General features: G+C 69.2%; 17 protein-coding genes. 6 read left to right on the forward strand and 11 right to left on the reverse strand.

The genetic code is table 11. From position 1 onward, the window contains the following. Positions 1 to 49 precede the first annotated feature (49 nt). The 4 genes from EV649_RS01970 to mraZ all read right to left on the reverse strand — a co-directional run bounded on the left by EV649_RS01970 (position 50) and on the right by mraZ (position 4,508). Positions 50 to 2,275 (reverse strand): penicillin-binding protein 2, encoded by a 2,226-nt coding sequence (locus EV649_RS01970; protein WP_130379879.1) that lies wholly within the window; start codon positions 2,273 to 2,275, stop codon positions 50 to 52. Positions 2,276 to 2,279: 4 nt separating this feature from the next. Continuing rightward, positions 2,280 to 2,894, reverse strand: a complete 615-nt coding sequence (locus tag EV649_RS01980; RefSeq protein ID WP_241997663.1) for a hypothetical protein — start codon at positions 2,892 to 2,894, stop codon at positions 2,280 to 2,282. Continuing rightward, the gene (gene rsmH / locus EV649_RS01985; protein ID WP_130379881.1) at positions 2,894 to 3,859 is read right to left on the reverse strand and encodes a 16S rRNA (cytosine(1402)-N(4))-methyltransferase RsmH; all 966 of its coding nucleotides are present in this window, start codon (positions 3,857 to 3,859) and stop codon (positions 2,894 to 2,896) included. Before rsmH ends, EV649_RS01980 begins: the two co-directional genes overlap by 1 nt. 217 nt (positions 3,860 to 4,076) lie before the next feature. Next, positions 4,077 to 4,508: a division/cell wall cluster transcriptional repressor MraZ gene (gene mraZ, locus EV649_RS01990; RefSeq protein ID WP_130379883.1), complete on the reverse strand. Its 432-nt coding sequence runs from the start codon at positions 4,506 to 4,508 to the stop codon at positions 4,077 to 4,079. 592 nt (positions 4,509 to 5,100) lie between these two features. Here mraZ and EV649_RS01995 point away from each other — a divergent pair. The 3 genes from EV649_RS01995 to EV649_RS02005 all read left to right on the forward strand — a co-directional run bounded on the left by EV649_RS01995 (position 5,101) and on the right by EV649_RS02005 (position 9,775). Beyond that, positions 5,101 to 6,006 carry an AAA family ATPase gene (locus tag EV649_RS01995; RefSeq protein WP_241998071.1) on the forward strand — a complete coding sequence of 302 codons (906 nt, stop codon included), beginning with the start codon at positions 5,101 to 5,103 and terminating at the stop codon, positions 6,004 to 6,006. A gap of 3 nt (positions 6,007 to 6,009) precedes the next feature. Then, positions 6,010 to 7,296, forward strand: a complete 1,287-nt coding sequence (locus EV649_RS02000; RefSeq protein ID WP_130379885.1) for a DUF58 domain-containing protein — start codon at positions 6,010 to 6,012, stop codon at positions 7,294 to 7,296. 115 nt (positions 7,297 to 7,411) lie between these two features. Then, a complete protein-coding gene (locus tag EV649_RS02005; protein ID WP_130379887.1) occupies positions 7,412 to 9,775 on the forward strand; it encodes a DUF3488 and transglutaminase-like domain-containing protein in 2,364 nt (787 codons plus the stop codon). 7 nt (positions 9,776 to 9,782) lie between these two features. Here the strand turns inward: EV649_RS02005 and EV649_RS02010 are convergent, their stop codons facing one another. The 3 genes from EV649_RS02010 to EV649_RS02020 form a co-directional block, all read right to left on the reverse strand. After that, on the reverse strand, positions 9,783 to 10,217 hold the full coding sequence (locus EV649_RS02010) for a GNAT family N-acetyltransferase (protein WP_130379889.1): 435 nt from the start codon (positions 10,215 to 10,217) through the stop codon (positions 9,783 to 9,785). A gap of 110 nt (positions 10,218 to 10,327) precedes the next feature. Further along, positions 10,328 to 10,747, reverse strand: coding sequence for a DUF3040 domain-containing protein (locus EV649_RS02015; protein WP_238155274.1), 420 nt, complete (start codon positions 10,745 to 10,747; stop codon positions 10,328 to 10,330). A 239-nt stretch (positions 10,748 to 10,986) separates the two neighbouring features. Beyond that, a complete protein-coding gene (locus EV649_RS02020; RefSeq protein WP_130379891.1) occupies positions 10,987 to 11,742 on the reverse strand; it encodes a methyltransferase domain-containing protein in 756 nt (251 codons plus the stop codon). A 195-nt stretch (positions 11,743 to 11,937) separates the two neighbouring features. Here EV649_RS02020 and EV649_RS02025 point away from each other — a divergent pair, with 195 nt between their 5' ends. Continuing rightward, positions 11,938 to 12,297 (forward strand): cupin domain-containing protein, encoded by a 360-nt coding sequence (locus EV649_RS02025; protein WP_130379893.1) that lies wholly within the window; start codon positions 11,938 to 11,940, stop codon positions 12,295 to 12,297. A gap of 99 nt (positions 12,298 to 12,396) precedes the next feature. Here EV649_RS02025 and EV649_RS02030 read toward each other — a convergent pair whose 3' ends face one another. The 4 genes from EV649_RS02030 to EV649_RS02045 form a co-directional block, all read right to left on the reverse strand. Next, positions 12,397 to 13,608: a DUF480 domain-containing protein gene (locus EV649_RS02030; protein ID WP_198682267.1), complete on the reverse strand. Its 1,212-nt coding sequence runs from the start codon at positions 13,606 to 13,608 to the stop codon at positions 12,397 to 12,399. A gap of 76 nt (positions 13,609 to 13,684) precedes the next feature. Beyond that, positions 13,685 to 13,957: a hypothetical protein gene (locus EV649_RS02035; protein WP_130379895.1), complete on the reverse strand. Its 273-nt coding sequence runs from the start codon at positions 13,955 to 13,957 to the stop codon at positions 13,685 to 13,687. Between the two features lie 30 nt (positions 13,958 to 13,987). Next, on the reverse strand, positions 13,988 to 14,461 hold the full coding sequence (locus EV649_RS02040; protein WP_130379897.1) for an SAV_6107 family HEPN domain-containing protein: 474 nt from the start codon (positions 14,459 to 14,461) through the stop codon (positions 13,988 to 13,990). Then, on the reverse strand, positions 14,458 to 14,967 hold the full coding sequence (locus EV649_RS02045; RefSeq protein WP_206751581.1) for a DUF6504 family protein: 510 nt from the start codon (positions 14,965 to 14,967) through the stop codon (positions 14,458 to 14,460). The genes EV649_RS02040 and EV649_RS02045 overlap by 4 nt, the downstream gene beginning before the upstream one ends. 364 nt (positions 14,968 to 15,331) lie before the next feature. Here EV649_RS02045 and EV649_RS02050 point away from each other — a divergent pair, with 364 nt between their 5' ends. Both EV649_RS02050 and EV649_RS02055 read left to right on the forward strand, forming a co-directional pair. Continuing rightward, on the forward strand, positions 15,332 to 15,907 hold the full coding sequence (locus tag EV649_RS02050; protein ID WP_130379901.1) for a DM13 domain-containing protein: 576 nt from the start codon (positions 15,332 to 15,334) through the stop codon (positions 15,905 to 15,907). A 220-nt stretch (positions 15,908 to 16,127) separates the two neighbouring features. Continuing rightward, positions 16,128 to 16,598: a YbaK/EbsC family protein gene (locus EV649_RS02055; RefSeq protein WP_130379903.1), complete on the forward strand. Its 471-nt coding sequence runs from the start codon at positions 16,128 to 16,130 to the stop codon at positions 16,596 to 16,598. Position 16,599: the final 1 nt, after the last annotated feature.

Raw genomic sequence — 16,599 nt, forward strand, 5'->3', positions numbered from 1 at the left:
GTGACTCCTATCTGACCCTGCGTCACCACGCTGCGTATCAAGCTGGGCGTCACCGCTTCGATGAGGTCCAGGTCAGCGGGATGTTCGGCTGCTGCGCCCCGGTCGGCGGGACGACGTACTTCTGCAGCGCGTAGCTCATCACATCGCGGAACACCGGTCCTCCTTGGAGACCACCACCCCGGGCACCCTGGGGATCGTGGAGTACGACGTACGTAACGAACCGTGGGTTGTCCGCAGGAGCGAATCCGGCGAAAGAAGTCGCCCAGGCGCCGTACTTGCCGGTCCCCGGGACGACCTGCTGCGCGGTACCGGTCTTGCCGGCCACCAGGTAGCCGTCGATCGCGGCCTGCGGCGCGGTGCCCTTCTTCGCGGTCACCGCCTCCATCATCGTGGTGACCTCCTTGGCGGCCTTCTCGCTGACCACCCGGCGCGCCGGCGCGGTCTGGTTCGGGACCAGGGTGCCGTTCGCGTCGATGTAGTTGCGGACCACCTTCGGCGGCACGTACACGCCGCCGTTCGCGACCGCGTTCACCGCGGCGGCCTCCTGGACGGCGTTCACCGACAGCCCCTGGCCGAACGCGACGTTCGAGCGGGTGATCTCGGGCCACTCGTCGCCCGGCGTCAGCCGGCCCTTCGTCTCGCCCGGGAAGTTCAGCCCGGTCGGCTCGCCGAAGCCGAAGTCGTGCAGGTACTTCACGAACTGCGGGATCGGCATCTTCTGCGCGGCCATGATCGTGCCGACGTTCGACGACTTCGCGACCACCCCGGAGATGGTCAGGTTCATCGTGGCGTGCGACCAGTGGTCCTTGATGATCCGGCGCTGCACGTCGATGCTGCCGGGGACCTGCAGCTTGGTGTTCAGGTCGATGATCCCGGCATCGGCCAGGGCGGCCATCGTGACCACCTTCTGCACACTGCCCGGTTCGTAGCTGCGCTCCAGGGCCGGATTGTTCAGGTCCGCCGAGGTGTACTTCTTGTTCGGATCGAAGCTCGGGTAGTTGGCCATCGCCATCAGCTCCCCGGACTTCACGTCCATCACGATCACCGTGCCGGCGCTGGCCTTGTACTGCTGGACCGCCTGCTGGATCCGCTTCTGGGCGAAGAACTGCAGGTCGGTGTCCAGGGTCAGCTGGACACCCAGACCGGGCTTCGGTTCCTGCACCGTGTGGTTCGCGTTCGGGATCTTGTTGCCCTTGGCATCGACCTCGTACATCGCCTGGCCGTCCTTGCCGGACAGCTTGTCGTTCAGTCCGTACTCGAGACCGGACTGACCCTTGCCGTCGGCCCCCGTCACGCCGACCAGGGTGGCGGCGATACTGCCGTTCGGGTGGCTGCGGATCGGGTCTTCCTCGGTGTACAGCCCGGCCAGCATCGGGGCCTGCTGTTCCTTCGGCTTGCTCTTGTTCTGCTCGGCGATGGGCACGTTCGCGGCCTTGATCTCGGCCTGGATCGTGCTCCAGATCGTCGGGCTCACCTGGCGCGCGAGGTACGTGAAGCGGCCGGTGCCGGACATCGCGGCGACCAGCTTCGCGGTCGTCGTACCGGTCAGCTTCGGGGCCAGGATCGCGGCCAGCTGGTGCGCCACGGGCTTGGTCTGCTGAGGGTCCGCGGTGATCGCGACCGCGTCCTCGGTGACCGCCAGTTCGACGCCGTTACGGTCCTCGATGGTGCCGCGGCTCGCGTGCAGGATGTACGACCGGGCGTTCTCCTTGGTCGCCGCCTGCGCGTAGCTGTCCGGGTCCACGCCCTGGAGCAGCACAAGGCGCCCGGCGAACAGCGACAGGACGAACGCCATCACGCCGAACGTCATCCGCAACCGCAGCGCCGGCCGGCCCAGCCGCAACATCCGCGGCGCCTTCTTCACCTTGCGCTTCTTCGGCCGCGGCGCAGGCCTGTTCTGCGGCGGCCGCTTGTTCCCGGAGCTCTTCTTCACCGGCCGTTTCGCCGCGACCTTCTTGACCGGCCGCTGACCGGTCTTCTTGGCGGCGCGCTTCTTGGCAGCAGTCTGCTTTGCGGCTGGAGTCTGCTTGCGAGGACTCGGCCGCTTCGCAGCAGCCTTCTTCACCGGGCGTGGTGCAGCTGCCGCCTGCGCGCGCTCCTGCTCCTCGCGGGCTTTGCGGAGGAGCCGTTCGCGGGTGGACTCGGGGCGTTGCGGGGTGGTGCGGCCACTGTCCGTAGCGGATGGACGACGGGGCTGAGCCTTGCTGGGCGGGTTCCCCCGGCCCGGTGCGGCACCACGCTTGCGTGGCGGCTCGTTTCCCCGTCGGTCCGTCATCCGATCATCCCCGTGTGGTCGTGGCAGGCTTCTTCGTCGTGGCCGGCGGCTTCGTGGTGCCGGTCGGCGGCTTGGTCGTACTCGTGGGCGGCTTGGTGGTTCTGGTCTGCGGCTTCACCGGAGTGACCGGCTTGACCGGTGTCACCGGCTTAACGGGCGTCACCGGCTTGGTGGTCGCCGTACCGGTAGGCGTGCCCGGGCCGAACATCGCCGTACCGGCCCCGGCCTTGCCCTCTGCCGGTACGCCGAGCACGCGGCCGTCGGACAGCCGCAGGAACACCGGGTTCGGGTTCGGCACCATGCCCAGCCTGAGCGCCCGGTCGGACAGGTTCTGCGGCGACTCCAGTGTCCGGACCTGCTTCTCCAGCTGTTCCTGCTGGTCCCGCAACTGGTCGGCCTGCGAGCTCAGCTTGGTGATGTTGAACGTGCCGCTCTGCAGCTGAGTGTTCAGCAGCAGCAGGCCGACCAGTCCGGCGGCCAGCAGCGACACCACGAAGATGACGAACGGCATCCGGGGCGGCCGGAACGGCGCGCCGTACACCACCCGCAGCCGCGGCTGCGTCTTCTTCGCCGGGACCGGCGTCACCCGCGCTTTCTGCGGGCTGAAGACAGTACTCATCAGGCGACCAGTCCCCTCTCCCGGATCCGCTCGGCCGCCCGCACGCGAGCCGAGGCGGCGCGCGGGTTCACCGCGACCTCCTCCTCGGTCGGCCGTTCGGCGCCCCGGGTCAGTAGCTTCAGATACGGTTCGTGCCCGGCCGGGATCACCGGCAGGTCGTCCGGTACGTCGGACTTGGTGCCCGGCGCGAACGTCTGCTTGGTGATCCGGTCCTCGAGCGAGTGGTAACTCATCACCACGATCCGGCCGTGCAGCGCCAGCGAGTCGAGCGCGGCGGGCAGCGCGCGACGCAGTACGTCGAGCTCGCCGTTCACCTCGATCCGCAACGCCTGGAAGGTCCGCTTGGCCGGGTGTCCCCCGGTACGACGGGCCGCCTGCGGGATCGCGTTGCGCACCAGTTCGCTCAGCCGCGCGCTGTTCGTGAACGGCTCGGTCTCGCGCTCCCGGACGATCCGGTCCGCGATCCGGCGGGCGAACTTCTCCTCGCCGTACTGGAACAGGATCCGGGCCAGGTCGGCCGCGCTGTAGGTGTTGAGGATGTCGGCCGCCGTGGTCGGGCCGGTCGGGTCCATCCGCATGTCCAGCGGCGCGTCCTGCGCGTAGGCGAAACCGCGGTCGGCCTCGTCCAGCTGCATCGACGAGACGCCCAGGTCGAACAGGATGCCGTCGATGGCCGGTACGTCGAGGTCCTCGAGCACCTGCGGCAACTCGTCGTACACCGCGTGCACGAGGGTGATCCGCTCCGCGTACTGCGCGAGCCGGTCGCCGGCCAGCCGGAGTGCGGCGGGATCCCGGTCGAGGCCGATCAGCCGGAGCTCGGGGAACTGCCGCAGGAACGCCTCGGAATGACCACCGAGGCCGAGAGTGGCGTCGACGACGACAGCGCCGGGACGCGCGAGCGCCGGTGCCAGCAGCGCGACCACGCGCTCCAGCATCACCGGCACATGCCGCTCCGCACCGTCCATCTCGACCCTTCCCGTCGCCGCGGGAGCGACCCTGCCCCCGCAGGTCCTGTGTGGTGCGTAGACAGCACCGTCCGGTCAGATCGCGGGTACGTCTCCCGGGGAAGTACCTGATGGCCTTGGCGCCGGGGAAGTGGCGTCAACACCCCAGGTCGGAAGTCGGACCCGTGATCTCACCGGACGGTCGGTGTGTCCTCGCACTCTGTTCAGCTGTGTGCTTCTAGAAGATGCCTGGCAGTACTTCCTCGGACAGGTCGGCGAATGCCTGCTCCTGCTCCTGCGAGTACCGGTTCCAGTTCTCCGTGTTCCAGATCTCCACCCGGTTCATCGCCCCGATGACGACGCAGTCGCGATCCAGTGCCGCGTAGTCGCGCAACATCGGCGGGATGGTGACCCGGCCCTGCTTGTCCGGCATCTCGTTGGAGGCGCCGGCGAACAACATCCGTAGGTAGTCCCGCGCACCCTTGTTGGTGATCGGAGCCTGCTTCAACTGCTCGGTCAGCTGGACGAACTCACGCTCCGGCCACACGGACAGCGATCGCTCCTGTCCACGCGTGATCACCAGACCGTCGGCCAGTTCGTCCCGGAACTTCGCCGGCAGGAACAGCCGTCCCTTGTCGTCGAGCTTGGGGAAGTGAGTTCCGAGGAACACGCTCCACCTCCCCGTTGCGGACTCTCCGACTCAGGCGGGTGTTTCCACCACTTCAGTTCCACTGCGCTCCACCTTACTCCACTTTCCACCACCGTCAACCAACTTCCGCCCCATTCCGCCCCCGCGCCGCGTGAATCCACGCTCCGCACCCGCGTGTCGCTGCCGCCTCAACCTCCGGCGCACGAGCCGGTTCCGGGCGGTGTAGTAAGTGGTGTGGAGCGATGTGGAGGACGTCGTGGAGGAAAGTGGAGGACGGCCGGATCCGGCGATCGGTGAACTATTCGGCGGCCCGAACCGTGAACCAGTCGGATGTTCGTGGCGTCGTACGCCCCGCATGCGGCTTTTGCCGCCCGTACGCTGGGTAGGAACTAGTTTTCCGACCCCGCCGTGAGGGCGTGTGCCGATGAACACCGAAACGCCAGGTAACGAAACTCCCGCGGCCCTAGGCCCGACCCCTACAGCGGGTGAGAATGTGTCGGCAGTCAACGAATGGGGAGGACACCGAGTGAGCACCACCGCGACCAGCTCGCCGCTGGCAGGAGCCGGGGACTTCGACGAGCTGTCCGAGGTGGCGGGCCGTGTCCGCCGGGCCATGGAGACGGTGATCGAGGGCAAACCCGACGTCGTCGAGGTCGCCATCACGGTCCTGCTGGCCGAAGGACATCTGCTGATCGAGGACGTGCCGGGCGTCGGCAAGACGATGCTGGCCAAGGCGCTGGCGAAGTCGATCGACTGCACCGTGCGCCGGATCCAGTTCACGCCGGACCTGCTGCCGTCGGACATCACCGGCGTCTCGGTCTTCAACCAGGAGATCCGCGACTTCGAGTTCAAGCCCGGCGCGGTGTTCGCGAACATCGTCGTCGGCGACGAGATCAACCGTGCCTCGCCGAAGACCCAGGCCGCGCTGCTGGAGTCCATGGAGGAGCGCCAGGTCACCGTCGACACCACGACGTACCACCTCGAGTCGCCGTTCATGGTCATCGCGACCCAGAACCCGATCGAGATGGAAGGCACGTACCCGCTGCCCGAGGCGCAGCGCGACCGCTTCATGGCCCGCGTCTCGATGGGCTACCCGGAGCCGGCCGCCGAGCTGCGGATGCTGGACGGGCACGCGGCCGACGACCCGCTGGCGAACCTCCAGCCGGTCACCGACGGCCAGCAGATCCTCCGGCTCGTGAAGACGGTGCAGTCGGTGCACGTGTCCGAGTCGGTGAAGGAGTACGCCGTTGCGCTGGTCGGCGCGACCCGCCGCTCGCAGGAGCTGCGTCTGGGCGCCAGCCCGCGGTCGACGCTGCACCTGATCCGGGCGGCCCGCGCGGCCGCTGCTCTCGACGCACGGGAGTTCGTGCTGCCTGACGACATCCAGGAGCTCGCGGTACCGGTGCTCGCGCACCGTGTGCTGCCGGCGGCCGAAGCGCATCTCGGTGGGCGCGGTGCGGCCGACATCATCTCCGGGCTGGTCGCGAGCGTGCCGCTCCCCCGCACCCGCCGGGACTGAGACATGCGGCAGGCACTGCGCGGACTGACCACCAGAGGTCGGGCGTTCGTCGCGGCCGGTCTCACTGCTTCACTGTGCGCGCTGCTGCTCGGCCAGAAGGACCTGCTGCGCGTCGGCATCCTCCTGGCCGCGCTGCCGGTCGTGGCGGCGCTCGTCGTCGGACGGACCCGGCTGCGACTCCAGGTACGGCGCAGTCTCGCGCCGGACCAGGTGCCGGTCGGGACGCAGGCGACCGTGGAGCTGACGCTGAGCAACCAGGGCCGGATGCCCGCGGGGCTGCTGCTGCTCGAGGACCGCATTCCTTATGTACTAGGTCATCGGCCGCGGTTCGTCGTGGACCGGGTGAGCCCGAACTGGCGTCGTACGGTCACCTACCCGGTCAAGTCCGACGTACGAGGACTGTTCCAGGTCGGGCCGTTGATGCTGACGGTGGCCGACCCGTTCGGGCTGGTGGAGACGAGCCGGACGTTCACGCGCAGCCAGCACCTGCTGGTCACGCCGCGGGTCTACAAGCTTCCCGAGATCCGGCTGGGCGCTGACCGCGCCGGGTCGGGCGAGAACCGGCCGCGGGCGATCGCGGCCGCCGGCGAGGAGGACGCGACGGTCCGCGAGTACCGCGACGGCGACGACCTGCGCCGGGTGCACTGGCGATCGACCGCGCGGCGTGGCGAGCTGATGGTCCGTCGCGAGGAGCAGCCCTGGCAGAGCCGGTGCTCCCTGTTCCTGGACGCGCGGGTGATCTCGCACCACGGGCACGGTCCGTCGTCCAGCCTGGAGTGGGCGGTCAGCGCGGCCGCCTCGATCGGCATCGACCGGATGCGGCGCGGCTACGTCACGACCATGCTCGGCGGGCCGACCACGCTGTCCGCCATCACCCACCGGACTTCCGCGGCGGTGCACCAGCCGCTCACGCAGCAGCAGCTGCTGACTGAGTGCGCGACTGTCGAGGAGCACAAGTACGCCGAGCTCGGTCCGCTGCTGACCGTCGACCGGCACGCGCAGGACCCGAGCCTCGTGATCGCGATCCTCGGCGCGTGCGGGACCGAGGACGTCACCGCCCTGAACCGGTGGCGGACCGGCCAGGCGACCGGGGTCGCGCTGGTTCTGGACGCCGCCAGCTGGGCGGTCGGCGCCGAGGCGACCGAGAAGGCGGCCCGTCTGACCGCCGCCACGGACGCCACCGAGAACGAGCTGCGCCGGAACGGCTGGCGAGTAGCCAGAGTCCGCCGCGGCGACCACCTACCGACCGTTTGGTCCGGCCTCGGACTGAGGAGCGGAAGGATCGCATGACAGTGCATATGCCACGCCTCCGGCGCGGCGGGTCATCGGGCTGGAACTCCCGTCCTTCCCTCGTCGCTCCGGTCGCTTCGCTCCCTCCGCTCCTCAGTCCAGGCCGGGAGGCCCGATGACCGGTCACGCCAGGATTTCTATCGCTGCTTGGGGAGCGACCGTGCTCGGGTCGCTCGTGCTCACGCCGGTGTTCTCCGGGCCGTTCCTGTTCATCAGCGCGTTCCTGTGCGCCCTGGTGACCGGCGTCGGCGTCCTGTTGCAGAACCTGCGGACCCCGCGGATCGTCGTGCCGATCGTCCAACTGCTCGTGCTGATCGAGCTCCTGTCGCTGTTCTTCCTGCACAGCACGATGAAGTTCGGGCTGCTCCCGCTGAAGGCGACCGCGATCGAGTTCAACTCACAGCTCGTCGACGCGATGGACTCGATCAACCGGTTCAGCGCGCCGCTGCCCCAGGACTCGCACCTCACCCTGTTCGCGGTGTCCGTGATCTCGGCGACCGGGTTCCTGATCCACGTCATCGCCGTACAACTCCGGCAGGCCGCATGGTCCGGCTTGCTGCTGCTGATCATGTACACCGTGCCGGCCGCGACGGTGCACGGCGGGCTGCCGTGGCTGCTGTTCATCCCGCCGGCGATCGGCTACATCGTGCTGCTGTCCGCGGAAGGCCGCAGCCGGCTCAGCCGCTGGGGCCGCCGGATCTCGGGTGTCTCGCACCTCGACGCGGCCGAGCCGGTCGAGGCGTCGGCGCTCGGTCAGGCCGGCCGGCGGATCGGGCTGACCGTGGTCGCGATCGCCGCACTGCTGCCCGCGTTGCTGCCGACGCTGCCGGAAGGTGTCATCGGCAACGGCCTGGCCGGCGGCGGGACCGGCACCGGGATCGGCGCGAGCATCTCGTCGACCGACCCGATGCTGGACATGGGCAAGAACCTGAAACGCGGCGAGAACGTCGTCGCGCTCACCTACAAGGGCGGCCCGACCGGCGGCACGTACCTGCGACTGACCGCGCTCGACCTGTTCGACGGCAACACCTGGCGGATCGCGCCGCGCTCCCCCGGGCACAAGCTGAACGGCGGCGAACTGACCCCGCCGCCGGGCTACACCGGCGACCTGACCAAGGTCCAGCAGTCCTCGATGGAGATCGACGTCACCCGGACGTTCCGCTCCCAGTTCGTCCCGGTCCCGTACCCGCTGCACTCGATCTCGCTGAAGCGTGACTGGCGGTACGACGCCGGCTCGCTGGACGTGGTCTCGTCGAACGGGTCGATCGTTGGCGGCAAGAAGTACAAGCTGACGTCGTACGACCTGACGCCGACCCCGGACCAGCTGCACGACGCGATCACCACCGGCGCCCCGGACCAGTACACGACGGTCGTACCGGGGAAGACGCCGCTGGACATCAAGCAGAAGACGGCCGAGATCACAGCGGGGGCCAAGGACAACAAGTTCGAAGCGGCCGTGCTGATCCAGAACTGGTTCCGCAGCGGCGGCGGCTTCACCTACAGCACGCAGAACTCCAAGGGCAGCGGGATGGCCGCGCTCGAGGACTTCCTGCTGAACAACAAGGAAGGGTACTGCGAGCAGTTCGCCACCGGGATGGCGCTGATGGCACGGATCATCGGGATCCCGGCCCGGGTCGGGATCGGCTTCCTGCCCGGCACGGCCGGCAAGGACGGTGAGTTCACGGTCAAGATGCACGACATGCACGCCTGGCCGGAGCTGTACTTCCAGGGCATCGGCTGGGTCCGGTTCGAGCCGACACCGTCCGCGCGGGTCGCGGCCACGCCGAACTGGACGGTCGCCTCGAACGAGAACCCGACCAGCCCGACGACGGCGCCGACCAACGTGCCGACGACGCCGGGCGGCAAGGAGACCCCCGGGATCAGCAAGCCGAAGAACGACCCGAACCTGCCGAGCGACAGCGGGACCGCGATCGTTGACTCCGGCAACTGGTTCACCAACGGCGGCGCGAAGGTGATCGCCGGCGGGCTCGGTGCGGTCCTGCTGCTGTCCATCCCCTGGCTGGTCCGGACGCTGACCCGGCGACGGCGTTTCCTGCGACCGCCGGGACGCGCTGGAGCCGAAGGGTTGTGGGCGGAGATCCGGGACACGTCGCGGGATCTGGGCCTCGACTGGTCCGACATCTCGACACCACGTCAGGCCGGCCAGTGGCTGACGTCCCAGCTGCCCGAGGACACGCACCCGGCCGCGCGCCGGGTGGCCCGCGGGATCGAGGCACTGCGGTACGCCGGGGACGCCGAGCTCGAGCTGGACCTTCGCGACGACGCAACCGCCGTACGGCAAGCGCTGTGGTCGCGGGCTCGCGCTCGTCGCCGCTGGAGGGCGCGGCTGCTGCCGCCGTCGTGGCGCTGGTACCTCAGCCGAGGCACCAATGAGGCGTCCGATCTCCTGGACGAGTTCGACCTGCTCCTGGCCCGTCTCCGCTCGCTGATCCTCCCGAAGCGGGCCCACACCAACTGACGGCCTGCTACAGCGGGATCTGATAGAGGATGAAGCCCCGGTTCTCGGCCACCTGGTCGTAGAGCCGGCGGGCCGTGCCGTTGGATTCGTGCGTCGACCAGTAGACGCGTCCGCACGCACGCTCACGAGCCCAGCCGGTGACAGCTTCGATGAGCGCCCGCGCCGCACCGCGACCGCGGGCCTCCGGCGCCGTGAACAGGTCTTGCAGGTAGCAGGAGTCAGGCGCCGTCGTACTCGCGTGTGTCAGGAAGTGCACGATCCCGACCAGCTTTCCGTCCAGGCGTGCTCCGAGCGCGTGCACCTCTTCGTCGCGCTGGAACCTGCTCCACGCGTCCTCGAAGAACTCGTCCGGCATAGTGCGGCCGTAGAACTCGTTGTAGCCGGCGAACAAGGTCTGCCAGACGTCGCGGTCAGCCGGCTCGAGGCGTCCGATGGTGAGCATGGATGAACAGTGCCACGCTCACGGGCCGAGGCGACGGGTGGGACTAAAAGAACCACACTCGTTCCACCAGGGCACGGGTGTGGTTCTCAGGTCAGAGTGGGCGGGGCCTGTCAGAGGTCCTCGTCGCGGCGGCGGCGCCAGCGGTCTTCCATGCGCTCCATGAAGCTGCCGGACGAGTCGTGTTTGGTCCGGTGCCGTTTTGTCGGCGGAGGCGGCGGCGGGATGTCGTCGGACTCTCCCGCGTTGCTGATCCGCTTCATGCTCAGCGCTGCGATGTACAGGCAAGCCACCATCATCACGAAGCCGATGACTCCGATGATGGTGTTGGGGATGATCGCACCGGTCATCAGCACCACGATGCCCAGCACGAATCCAACGCCGGCAAGCACTGCCCGGCGCTTGTAGTACAAGCGCACATTGGTCCCACGCATGGCGGAAACGAACTTCGGGTCTTCCGCAGCAAGGGCACGTTCGAGCTGCTCGAACTGGCGCTGCTCTTCTTCCGAGAGGGGCACCGTCGATCCCTCCATGATGAGCGCGATCTCGATAGGCCGCCTCCAGTCTAGGCCGCGCCCGCGTCACACGAAACCCTGACCGGCTGTCCAGCGCGTCACGGTCCGGCAACTGCCCCGGCCAGGGCGGTCCCAAACGTGTGTCCTTCGGCGTGTCGCTCACAGCCGGTTGACAGCAGCCACCCCGCTGACCGTGCCGGAGGTAGCGTGTTTGTCACCCTCCGTCGCGAAGCCTCAGCTGGTGCAACGGCTCCCGCTCAGCGCGTCGCGAGAATGTGCAGCTGCGTCGCCAGCGCGCGGAACGCCGGATGCCGGCTCGCCGCCCGCTCGAGCTCGGCCAGCGACTCGGCGGCCCCCGGCTCGGAGTCGACGAACGCGGACGGCACCAGATCGGCGAAGGTCCGGACGCCGTGCACGGTCTGCACCACGAACCCGGCATCCGCCAGCTGCCCCGTGATCCCGGCCTCGTCGAACCGCCGCGGCATCGGATCGGTCGCGCCCCAGCGCCCCTCCGGATCCTGCAGCGCGATCCGCGCCTCGGCCAGATGACCGGCCAGCGCCCGGGCCAGGACGACCGCGTTGCGCTGGGCAACCAGCAGACTCAGTACGCCGCCTTCCCGCAGTACCGAGGCCATCGCCTGCAGCGCCTGGACCGGGTCGTCGACGACCTCGAGCACCCCATGGCACAGGACGGCATCGGCGCTCGACTCCCCCGCCAGCCCGGGGAGCTCGGCCGCGTCACCCTGGACGCCGCGGACCAGCTCACTCACGCCTTCGTCCCGGGCGCGGCGCTCCAGCGAGGCCAGCGCGTCCGGGCTCGGGTCGACCACCGTCACCCGATGTCCCTCGACCGCCAGCGGAACCGCGAACCCGCCGGTGCCGCCGCCCAGGTCGACGATGTCCAGTCGGTCCGATCCAGCGCCGGGATCGGTCCGCTTGCGTTCCGCCAACGCGACCCGCAGCGCTTCTCCCACCAACGCCGTCCGCACGCTGCGCCGCCGCCGCTCCACCATCAACCCTCCAGCCGGTCCCCCATCACCACCCCACCGCGCCACACCCTACTTCCACTCCGCCCGGTCCATCCCGCCGACCGCCTGCCGACCGTTCGCAAGGCGTCGTAAGCAGTCGATAAGTCGTGGGATCTATCGCCGGAGGCGCGATCGGCGCACTCTCGGCACAAGGGGAGATGCGATCACCAGGGAGGGATCATGGCCATCTTCAGTAAGTCCTTCGACGAGCCGGACGAGCAACGTACACCGGACAAGACGAGCGTCGACGTCGTCAAACTGCCGGGTGCGAGTGTCGCCCGGGTCACTTTCCAGCCCGGCTGGCGCTGGTCCGAGTGCATCCGTCCGGTCATCGGCGGCGACTCGTGTCAGGTCCGCCATGTCGGCACCCTGCTGTCGGGCGAGATGGAGGTCGTCCACGACGACGGCACCAAGGCGAACCTGGTGCCGGGCATCGCCTACGTCATCGAACCAGGTCACGACGCCTGGGTCGTCGGCAACGATCCGGCGGTCAGCCTGGAGTTCGAGTCGCTCGCAGCGGAGACGTACGCCAAGGCCTGACACACCGGCCGGTCCAGCTGAGGCAGCAATCGGAGGGAGCTGCTGCCTCACCGGACCTGCTGGTGCACGGGACTCTGCCGGTGCGACGGCCGGGTCCCGTCAGGACGGGGCCCGGCCGATGACGTAAAGGCGGCGGGTGGTTTCGGCGCGGGTCGTGATCGGCCCGCGCAGGTACCACTCGGTGTCGGTGAGGCCGGCGGCTTCGACAACGCTCACGACGTACGCCGGATCGTGCAGGACGTAGTCGAGGTTGACCTCGTGACCGAGGAGCTCGTCGACGTGGCTGATCTCCTCGCCGGCATGCAGCGCGAGCACCAGCCAACCGCCCGGGTCGAGCGGCCTCGTCAGCGCGGAGATCGCGTCGGGGAACTCGGACGCAGCGAGGTGGATGAGCGAGTACCAGCCGAGGACCGCCGCCCAGCCGGAACTCGTCGGCGGCCGGCCGAGGCGGCGCAGGTCGCCGACCTCGAACCTCAGGTGCGGGAACCGCCGGTGAGCCTCGGCAACCATCTCCTGCGACAGGTCGACGCCAGTGGCATCCGCGTCCCGGTCGGCGAGGTACGCCGTGACGTGGCCCGGGCCGGAGCCGACCTCCACCACCGGGCGACCGTTGGCGTGGGCAACCACCCGGTCGAGCAGCCAGCGTTCGAACGGCAACGCATCGAGCTCGTCCAGCAACTCGTCCGCGTACGTCGTCGCAACAGCGTCGTACGCCGAACGCACGCGGGCATCACGCTCGTCCGCGCCGTCGGCGATGACCGTGTCCCGGTCGACGCTCTCGACGACGGCGGCCGCCTCCGCCTCGGACACGGGGCCGAGGAGGTGGATCCAGCGGCGATCGTGCTGCCCGACGCGACGTTCCAGCTCGCGCACCAGCGGGTCGGGGCGCGCGGCCATCCGTTGCAGGCACGCTTCGACGTCGCTCCGGTCCTCGAACTTGTACAGCCGCTCGGTCCGCGTCCGCAGCTCACCCGGCGCCTGGGCGCCGCGCAGCAGCAACACCGTGATGAGAGCCCGCTCATCCTCCTCGAGCTCGAGCTTCTCGTCGAGGATCTGGTGATACTTCAAGGTCCGCCGGCCGACGTCGGCCCAGACGATCCGCAACAACTCCCGATCGCGCAGCGTCCGCGCGGTCCGCTCCACGGTGCCCTGGTCGTAGTCGACGACCGGATCCCGGTTGCTGGTCTGATTGCACGCCGTCCGCAACGCGTTCGCCGTCAACGGGTACGACGCCGGCACCGTGGCCTGCTTCTCCAGCAAGCTCCCGAGAACTCGCTGCTCCTCGACGTCCAACACCGGAAGTCCGCTCACCCCGCCGACCTTAGACGCTGTCCGGCCGACCTTTGAACACTTTCGGTGACTCGGCTCTGTGACTCAGCTCTGTGACTCAGCCGGGCTGGTAGGTGTCGGGGAGGGTCAGGGGTTCGAAGGCGGTGCCGTTGCAGGTAGGACACAGGAAGTCGGATCGGATGCCGGACTGAACCTCGGACTGGATGCCGGAGCCGGCGCATTGCGTGCACAGGCCGTCGTGCCAGGAGTCGCCCGACAGCGCCTGGTGGGGTCGCGGGTAGTGCGTGTCCGGCAGGTAGCACTCGGCGCCGGTGAGGGCATGGACGCGACCACACAGGTCCTCGCCCAGACCTCTCGAGGGTTCGCTCACGGTCGGGATCTCCTCAGTGCGGGGTCTGATCTAGCTGGCTTGCATCCAGGGCTGGGTGAGGACGGACTGGGGGTCGGTGGTCGCGGTGAGCACCGGGGTGGTGGAGAGGCGCAGGCTGGCTTCCACCTGGGTGTAGAACGTGTCGACGGCGCGCACCAGGTCGTCCGCCTCGCGGGTGCTGACGGCGCGCTCCAGGCCGGCCTCGGCGGCGGCGCGCTGGGAGGCGCCCGCCGCGAAGAACGTGGCCCATTCGCCGAACTCCGGCGCGACCTCGGCAAGCAGCACCCAGGCGTTGCGCTGGATCCTGCGGCGGCTGCTCGAGCGGACCGGACGGGCGCGGACGGCGAGGACCGCGGCCGCCACCCGGAGCGCCGCGACGTGCGCGCTCGAGTAGCGGATCAGGTGGTCGCTGGTCTCCGTAGCCTCGGCCAGGGCGGCGCGGGCACGGGACAGCTCTCGGCTGGCCGCGCCGGCCGCGGCCGGCGATACCGGTGAAACAGTCATCGGTCGGTCACCCTTTCCAGTTGCCAACGGCCCGAGTCCGGGTCGTGGGCGAGATCGAACATCTCCTGCCGTCCGAACCTTCCGCAGCCGGCTTCGACGCGGAAGACCGCCCGCTCCGGTCCCCAGTCGGCGTCCAGCACTCCGACTGCTGCCGGGGTCATGTCGTCCGGTCCGGGGAGCGTGGCAGCGGGGCGTGAACGGGGGTTGGCCGCCGCTGCCACGCCGGCTGTGTGCGTCCGGGTAGGACGAGTGGTCGTGCGGGCTGCCGAGCACGCTTCGGCGACGGTGGCCGCATCGATCCGCGCGAGCGAATCGGCGTGGGCGCGTGGGTCGTGGATCTGGCCGGTGCCGATGACGCCGCGCTCCCACCAGACGGCGGTCTCGGTCCACTGGGACCTGATCGTGCGGACCCGCCAGAGCCGGCCGCGCCAGAGGAACTGGTCGGGGGCCTGCACACCGTCCACGGGCACCGTGTGCACCTCGACGGCGTCGTCGAACTCCCACATGCTCCATCGCCTCCTGTTCATACCCGGCGCTGCTTCAGATCTGGCTCTGCGTCGAGGGCCGGGCCCCGAGCCGGCGGCCCGGCGGGTGGGCACGGGGTGGGGGTCGAGTACCACCCCGGTGCCCGACCCGCCGGGACCACCGGATTCCGATGCGGCCGCAACTCCGCACCGGGGCCGTTCAGCTGTCCGGCTCACCTCGGTCCGGCCTCCCGACGAAACCGAGTCCGAGGTAATCGAACATCTGTTCGAACAATGGAAGCGTAGCGCCGCCCGCCGACAGTCGTCAACGGTCCGTAAGCCCGGCGCGTCGCCGCGGGGCTGCTCCGGCCGCCAGACTGGAAGCACCGAGGCGAAGGGACGCACGATGCGGAAACGGACAGCCGGAATCGCCGCGGCGGCGGTCGCCGTCGTGGTGGCAGCGGTCGCGCTGCCGCTCTTCCAGCCGTGGCGGCTCGCCACCGACAAGGTCGTCGACGAGGCGTTGCCCGGCGCTGTTCCTATCTCCACGACTTCATCGTCGACGACGCCACCGACAGTTTCCGTCGAGCCGAAACAACCGACGCCGCAACCGACGCAGCCACCGAGGCCGCAGCCGAAAGTTCTCCTGACCGGGAAGCTGATCACGCATGAACACCGGACGTCCGGCACGGTCGCCGTACTCGCACTCCCCGACGGCAGCCGGGTCCTCCGGATCGAGAACCTCGACACCTCGGACGGCCCCGACCTCAAGGTCTGGCTCAGCGACGCCCAGGTCACCCCGGGCCGCGCAGGCTGGCACGTCTTCGACGACGGCCAGTACCGCAGTCTCGGCAGCCTCAAAGGCAACCACGGCAACCAGAACTACGTGGTACCCCACGACCTGAACCTGGAGAGCTTCCGCAGCGTCGCAATCTGGTGCGACCGCTTCAACGTTTCCTTCGGCGCCGCCACCCTCGCATAAGCAGCTCCCCCACCCGGTGCGTGAGTGTGATCAGCCCACTCCGGGCTCAGACGACGGGTTATCCCCTCGTGTTGTGGGTTCTCTACTGATACATGAGTGGAGAACCCTGCACGCGAGGGGATAACCCCGGCTGTGCTGACAGCGCGTGGGGCGGCCGAGGTCGACGGAGCAACCCAACCCACCCGCGGAGGTGGCGGAAGTGCCGCATAAGCTCGCGTCTGTGAGTAGTCATCCCAATGTGCAGAAGGTGGCGGACGCGCTGGGGGCGGCCGGCGCGACCGGCGAGATCGTGATTCTGGACGAGGCGGTGCCGACCGCGGCGGCCGCGGCGGCGGAGCTCGGTTGCGAGGTCGGAGCGATCGCGAACAGCTTGATCTTCAACGGCGACGGCGCCCCGGTGCTGATCCTCACCTCGGGTGCGCACCGGGTGGACACCGCCAAGGTCGCGGCCGAGCTCGGGATCGCGAAGCTGAAGCGGGCCACGCCGGAGTTCGTCAAGGAGCACACCGGTCAGTCGATCGGCGGCGTCGCCCCGGTCGGGCACCCCGGCCGCGTCCCGACGTACGTCGACACCGCGCTCGAGCAGTACCCGGTGATCTGGGCCGCCGCGGGCATCCCGCACTCGGTGTTCCCGACGACGTACGCCGAACTCCTCGAGCTGACCGACGGCACCCCGATCACCGTCAACTGAG

Source organism: Kribbella sp. VKM Ac-2569, assembly GCF_004216905.1.
Taxonomy (GTDB): domain Bacteria; phylum Actinomycetota; class Actinomycetes; order Propionibacteriales; family Kribbellaceae; genus Kribbella.